Source organism: Vibrio sp. 1249-1, assembly GCF_033340495.1.
The window spans coordinates 1-758 of record NZ_JAWOWJ010000436.1 but is presented as its reverse complement, the minus strand read 5'-3'; the positions used below and the strand labels follow the sequence as shown (position 1 = coordinate 758).

The 758-nt window shown below is 44.5% G+C and carries 1 pseudogene; it reads right to left on the bottom strand.

Going from position 1 to position 758, the window contains the following annotated elements:
* Window positions 1-62: 62 nt before the first annotated feature.
* A pseudogene (locus tag R7Z50_RS26850) lies at window positions 63-758 on the bottom strand (immunity 49 family protein); the annotation flags it as partial.

Genomic DNA, 758 nt, shown 5'->3' with positions numbered 1-758 from the left:
GATCGTAAGAGCCCTCGTGAGAGGAGGGTTATAGATTGCGGTTCTCGATAAATGATAAAATAACGTGTTATCTTCCATGCGTTTACATCTTCTAGCCAACGTCCTTCAACGAGATATGGAGGAAGCCAACCGGTTTCAACAGATAAACGATGACCTTTGTCGTACCACATACAAGCCATGCCAAGCAGAGGGAAATTAATGAACGTGCGGATGCCTATCCTATCTGGTCCTAATTCTCGAAGATGATATTTTTCTTGGAATTGTAGGTTTTTGACTAGCACTTCCTCAAAGTCATAACCAATGTTAGTAGTGAGCGCTGCGAAGGTTTCTAGGATCCCCATCGCAATTTCCAACGCCCAGTTATCTCCTTGAGCTACCGCTGCGTCCATTGCTGCAACCAGCTTATCAGGATAATCCGATGTGCGGTTGTGGAACGACTGAATGACATCTACTAGCATATAAGACAGCTCACCCGCTTTGGTAGAGCTCTGTCTCATCAAAGAAATCGGAAAGTTCGCCAACAGGTCCATACTGGGTTTGTCACGCACAATCACCGAAGTGAAATAAGCATCAAGCCATCGGTTAGGGTGTAAACACCCCGTTTTTAAAATACCTTCACCTTTCCAGATTACTTCCGGGTATCCAGGTAATTGAATACTTTGAGGCTCGTCAGGTCTCATGGCGAGCTGATGATAAAAGGCACGCATTAATGATGCTTCATATAGACATAGTGTGCCGATTCTCTCATCATCATCTAA